The 5,268-nt window shown below is 46.3% G+C and carries 5 protein-coding genes and 1 tRNA gene; 2 read left to right on the top strand and 4 right to left on the bottom strand.

Translation table 11 applies throughout. From position 1 onward, the window contains the following. Positions 1-132: 132 nt before the first annotated feature. The 3 genes from DWU89_RS20160 to DWU89_RS20150 all read right to left on the bottom strand — a co-directional run bounded on the left by DWU89_RS20160 (position 133) and on the right by DWU89_RS20150 (position 3,401). Positions 133-1,524 (bottom strand): MltF family protein, encoded by a 1,392-nt coding sequence (locus DWU89_RS20160; protein ID WP_115501418.1) that lies wholly within the window; start codon positions 1,522-1,524, stop codon positions 133-135. Between the two features lie 21 nt (positions 1,525-1,545). Next, a complete protein-coding gene (gene rlmD, locus DWU89_RS20155) occupies positions 1,546-2,970 on the bottom strand; it encodes a 23S rRNA (uracil(1939)-C(5))-methyltransferase RlmD (protein WP_115501417.1) in 1,425 nt (474 codons plus the stop codon). Between the two features lie 65 nt (positions 2,971-3,035). Next, positions 3,036-3,401 carry a winged helix-turn-helix transcriptional regulator gene (locus DWU89_RS20150; RefSeq protein WP_115501416.1) on the bottom strand — a complete coding sequence of 122 codons (366 nt, stop codon included), beginning with the start codon at positions 3,399-3,401 and terminating at the stop codon, positions 3,036-3,038. Positions 3,402-3,567: 166 nt separating this feature from the next. Here DWU89_RS20150 and DWU89_RS20145 point away from each other — a divergent pair, with 166 nt between their 5' ends. Beyond that, a complete protein-coding gene (locus tag DWU89_RS20145; RefSeq protein ID WP_115501415.1) occupies positions 3,568-4,095 on the top strand; it encodes a DJ-1/PfpI family protein in 528 nt (175 codons plus the stop codon). 72 nt (positions 4,096-4,167) lie between these two features. Here the strand turns inward: DWU89_RS20145 and DWU89_RS20140 are convergent, their stop codons facing one another. Further along, positions 4,168-4,794, bottom strand: a complete 627-nt coding sequence (locus tag DWU89_RS20140) for a recombinase family protein (RefSeq protein WP_115501414.1) — start codon at positions 4,792-4,794, stop codon at positions 4,168-4,170. 220 nt (positions 4,795-5,014) lie between these two features. On the opposite strand from DWU89_RS20140, the gene DWU89_RS20135 reads away from it, so the two are divergent. Beyond that, positions 5,015-5,089 (top strand) — tRNA-Pro (locus DWU89_RS20135). Positions 5,090-5,268 lie beyond the last annotated feature (179 nt).

The following is a 5,268-nucleotide window of genomic DNA, read 5'->3' as shown; positions in this document are numbered from 1 at the left end:
GGGCAAAAGTATCACTAACTACCCGAACTGCCATAAAAACCCGTGGGACAATTCGTGGGACAAATGCAGGAAAGAGGAGGATTATGAGTTAAGAATTATGAATTATGGGATGAGAGGCTTTAGAGGGCGGGGCTATTTTGCTTTTGTTTTATCCAGGTAATAGTGGTAGCGTTCCATCACCTCGCGCACATAATTGAAGGTTTCCGAGCCACGCAGGTAACCGTGCTTACAGACCGGATCGTTGTAGTATTCCGGATCGTTCTTCAGACGGATATATTCGGCCACGTTGTCGTCCCAGACATAAGAATTCTTGCCGTACTTCTCTGCCAGCCGCTGTGCGTCGTAGATATGCCCGATGCCGGCATTGTAGGAAGCCAACGTAAACTTGATCTTCTCGACCGGGTCTGTCACCTTCCCGAAACCCTGGCGGAAACGGCGCAGGCAATCCACACCCGTACGGATACCCGTATCCGGCTCTTTCAGTTCATGAGGCGTTACACCTAATGCCTTAGCCGTGTTCGGCATGATGCCCATCAACCCTTCGGCGCCGGCCCATGAGACGACATCCGGATTGAAACGGGATTCCTGGTAACCGATGGAGGCTAACAACTGCCAGTCCCAACCGATGTTCTTGGCATGTTTGCGGAAGAGGTCGTCGTAAGGGGAGATATGGCCGTTCTTGACTTCCGGCAGTTCGGCTGTGATGGGTTGCTTGCTGAGTTCGAAGTAGCGTTTGATCAATGCCTTGTAGACATGTGTCCCCGCCTTGTCGGACGCCCAGTTGTCGATCGCCTTAGCCAGTTGGGGACTGCTTTTGCGAACTACCCACGAAGAGCGTTGCAGGAAACTGATCTTTAAGGAGACGTTCAGGTTCCAGAAATAGGTCTTGTTCAGGCGGGCAATATTCTCGTCGCTCACGGTGTAGGGGATTTCTCCCTGCGAAACCATACTGATGAGGTCTTCTGTTGTCACCGTATCGGCATCCACTATATGGATATGAATACCGCCGCCCAGTTCCTCATCCAGATTCTTCAGCCGTTCGTAATAACGGGTGCCCGGCTTTACGTAAACCTCTTTTCCAAGCAATTCCGTTACGTCGGTAATCACTTTGTCGCCTTTGTTGGCACGCTGGATAAGTACCTGGCTGTCCTGTTCCTCCCGGCCGCAATAGATCACCTGGTCTTTCAGCTGGTTACTGATCTGGATCGGGTAAGCCACGACGTCGGCTTCGCCTGCTTCCAGCATCTCGATCAGCCGCGCCGGGCTTTCGGCTACTTTCATATTCAGCTTCAAGCCTTCCGAGCGGGCGAAGTCCTTGATCAGTTCGTATTCGTAACCCATCGACTGCATCTTGTACTGGAAATAGGAGGTCGAACTGTAGAGCGTGACGGCGGTTATCTCGCCCTGTGCCTTGAGTTGCGGCAGGTCGATCGTAACATCATCCTCCTGCCTCTCTTGCTGCCTGGCACGATTACAGCCCGACAGCAACAGCGTCGCAAAAAACAGAAAGACAACCTTATTCATATAACTTTCAACTTTCAATTTTCAACTTTCAACTCTCCGCTTCTCCAGCAGCACAACATTCTCCACATGATGCGTATGTGGGAACATATCCACCGGCTGAACCTTCTTGACAGCATATTTCACGCTGAGCAGGCTCAGGTCGCGGGCCTGTGTCGCCGGGTTGCAGCTTACGTAGACGATACGTTCCGGTTCGGCAAAGAGGATCGTGTTGATCACGTCGTCATGCATACCGGCACGGGGCGGGTCTGTGATAATAACATCCGGACGGCCGTGTTGGTTGATGAAGTCCTGTGTCAGGATATCCTTCATATCGCCGGCATAGAACAATGTATTCTCGATCTTATTCAGTGCCGAATTAACCTTGGCGTCTTCAATCGCTTCGGGCACGTATTCGATGCCGATCACTTTCTTTGCCTGGCGAGAGACGAAGTTGGCGATTGTTCCGGTTCCGGTGTAGAGGTCGTAAACCATCTCATTGCCGGTCAATCCGGCGAACTCGCGGGCAACTTTATACAGCTCGTAAGCCTGCTCGCTGTTGGTCTGGTAGAATGATTTCGGGCCGACCTTGAACTGAAGTCCCTCCATCTCTTCAATGATATGATCCTTTCCGCGAAAGACAATTACTTCCTGGTCGGTAATCGTATCGTTGCATTTCTCATTGATCACATACATCAACGAAGTGATTTCCGGAAACTGCTCAGCCACGTAGGAGAGGAGCGCTTCACGGCGTTCCGTATCTTCGTAAAAGAATACCAGCACAACCATCAGATCGCCCGTCGAAGCAGTGCGGATCATCAGCGTACGGACGAACCCTTCCTGGTTGCGGAGGTCGAAGAACGGATAGCCCTCGTGCGTCAGACAGTAATCTTTGACAGCCAAACGGATGCGGTTGGAAATCTCATTCTGTAGCCAACACTTGTGAATATCGAGCACCTTATCGAACATGCCGGGAATATGGAACCCGACGGCATTCATACAATCGAATTTGGTGCCGGTTTTCACCTCTTCTTCCGTCAGCCATTTCTTGTTGGAGAAGGTAAATTCGAGTTTGTTGCGGTAGAAGGTCGTATGTTTGGAACCCTTGATCGGGAGGACTTCTTCCATCTCGATCTTGCCGATGCGCGTCAGGTTGTCAATTACCTGTTTGTGTTTATAACGTATCTGTTCCTCATACGGAAGATGCTGCCATTTACAGCCGCCGCATACACCGAAATGTTCGCAGAACGGCACTGCCCGTTGGGGGGAATATTCATGGAAATGCACCGCTTTTCCTTCTGCGTAACTATGTTTCTTGCGTGTCAATTGTATGTCAATGACGTCTCCGGGTGCGACGAAAGGTACAAATACCACCATGTCGTTAACCCTCGCGATAGCCTTTCCTTCTGCGGCTACATCTGTTATCGTTACCTTTTCTAATAAAGGCAACTGTTTCTTATTTCTTGCCAAGATGATTAATTATTAGTTTGGCGCAAAGATAAAGATAAAAAATGAAAGAAAACGGCTCTCGTGACTTATGCCGGTTGCTGCCGTTCTGTTTTTTTCCGGTTGTCGAATATATCCGTCATGTGTTCCAATGCCCATCCGACAAGATTTTCGATGTGAGGCATCAGGGTTTTGCCTGTTTCCGTCAGCTGGTATTCTACGCGGGGAGGTACTTCGGCATAGACTGTCCTCGAAACAAGTCCGTCGGTCTCCAATGTCCGCAGCGTTACGGTCAGCATACGCTGGGAGATGTCAGAGATTGTTTTTTGGATATCGCTGAAACGCATTGTTCCATTCGTGTTCAGCGTGATCATAACAAGCATCGACCACTTGTCGCCGAGCCTGCACAAGATGTCCCGGATGGGACAAGTTCCGGTAGGATGAAAATCTTTCATATTTTTCTTGTATGTAGTGTCTTGTATATCAACAATGGTTACATCGATGTAAGTAGCTTATTCAGAGGTGCCTTCTTGTTTTACCGAATCAGACTGCTTATCTTTGCTGTACAAAAGTAATAAAGTTACGAAAAAGAACTATTGTATCACTAAAATTATTATTATCATGGCAAAGAAAGTCGCCGTTTTGGCAGTGAATCCGGTAAACGGATTTGGTTTATTCCAGTATCTGGAAGCGTTTTTTGAAAATGGTATATCTTACAAAGTGTTTGCAGTCAGCAGCACAAAGGAGATCAAAACCAACTCAGGCATCACCTTGTTTGCAGACGATGTCATTGCAAACCTGAAAGGACATGAAGATGAGTTTGATGCAATGGTCTTTTCCTGTGGCGATGCGATCCCGCAGTTTGCACAACATGCCGGTGAGGCTTACAACCAGGATTTGATGGCTGTCATTGCTGCATTCGGTCAGAAAGGTAAAATCATGATTGGACATTGCGCGGCTGCTATGCTGTTTGATATGGCTGGTGCTGTAGATGGGAAGACTGTTGCCGTCCATCCGCTTGCAAAACCGGCTATCCAGAAAGGAAAGGCGACAGACAATAAATCGGAAATAGATGGAAACATTTATACAGCCCAAGACGAAAACAGTGTCTGGACGATGATGCCGCAAGTGCTTGCTGCTCTGAAATAAGGATGGAATTACTGTGAAAAAAGGACGATACTACTCGAGTTATCTATGTTTAGTATCGTCCTTGTTCTATGTTTATTCAATATTCTTTTTCTTTCTTCTTGAAGGTACATCCGGAATGTTTTCCCGAACGAAACGTTTGAAGCCGCTCAAAGATACTTTATAGTAGTCAGCCAGTTCGGCGTATGTTGCATTTTCTTCTTTCAGTTCTCTTTCAATCCGGCTTTTCTGGGAGAGAAGAAATTCTGTTTTGGGGCTTCCCAATGGGCGTCCTAATTTTGTTCCGCTGTTTTTGCTGGCCGTCAATGCTTCTTTTGTCCGGGCGGAGATAAGTTTACTTTCTATTTCGGAGACAAGCCCGAATGTAAAGGCAAGCGTTTTGCTGTCTACGTTATCTTCAAACGAATATCCTTCCTTGATGCAGTAAAGCGTTACTTTTTTCTCTATACATAATAATATCAAATGCATTATCTCCATCAATTTCCGGCTAAGGCGAGTGACATCGGAAACAATGAGGATATCTCCTTCTTGCAGATTTTTTATTACGTCTTCGAGCTTGTTTTTCCCCTTCGGAGAATTTTTAGCATCTTTCAACCACTTATCAATCTTAATTTTTTTTGCTTTAGCAAATTGTTCGATTGCATTTTTTTGACTCTCTGTTTGTTGTTTATTAGAATATGTACGTATATAAGCGATTGTCATATTTCTTAATTATTAAATTTTTGTTTTACCTTATGGTATATAACAGATTGGTTTGTAATATGTTCATTCTAAAATTAATAAAGGTGGTATACATGTTGCTGTAATCATCTCCTATTCTGTTGCGAATGTACGCAAATAAAAAAGACAATGAAATATTTGGTAGTTAAAAATAAATACGTACCTTTGCACCGCAATCGAAAATAAAGGGGTTGCAAAAAAACGGGGTGTAGCGCAGTCCGGTTAGCGCACCTGCTTTGGGAGCAGGGGGTCCCAAGTTCGAATCTTGGTACCCCGACACAAAAAGCGAGCTGATATAATTTATATCAGCTCGCTTTTTGTATATAATCGCTTTCTTCGACTCACCCGATAATCATGGATCACCCCGAAAAGGGATCACGGCTCACCCGATATTTCATGGGGGGGGACTTCATTCACTTTCTTGGAATATCTATCGCTACTATAATAGTCTTGTAC

The organism is Parabacteroides acidifaciens (genome assembly GCF_003363715.1).
GTDB lineage: Bacteria > Bacteroidota > Bacteroidia > Bacteroidales > Tannerellaceae > Parabacteroides > Parabacteroides acidifaciens.
Note: the sequence above shows the minus strand (reverse complement) of the source record. Positions and strands in the feature narration are given on the sequence as shown.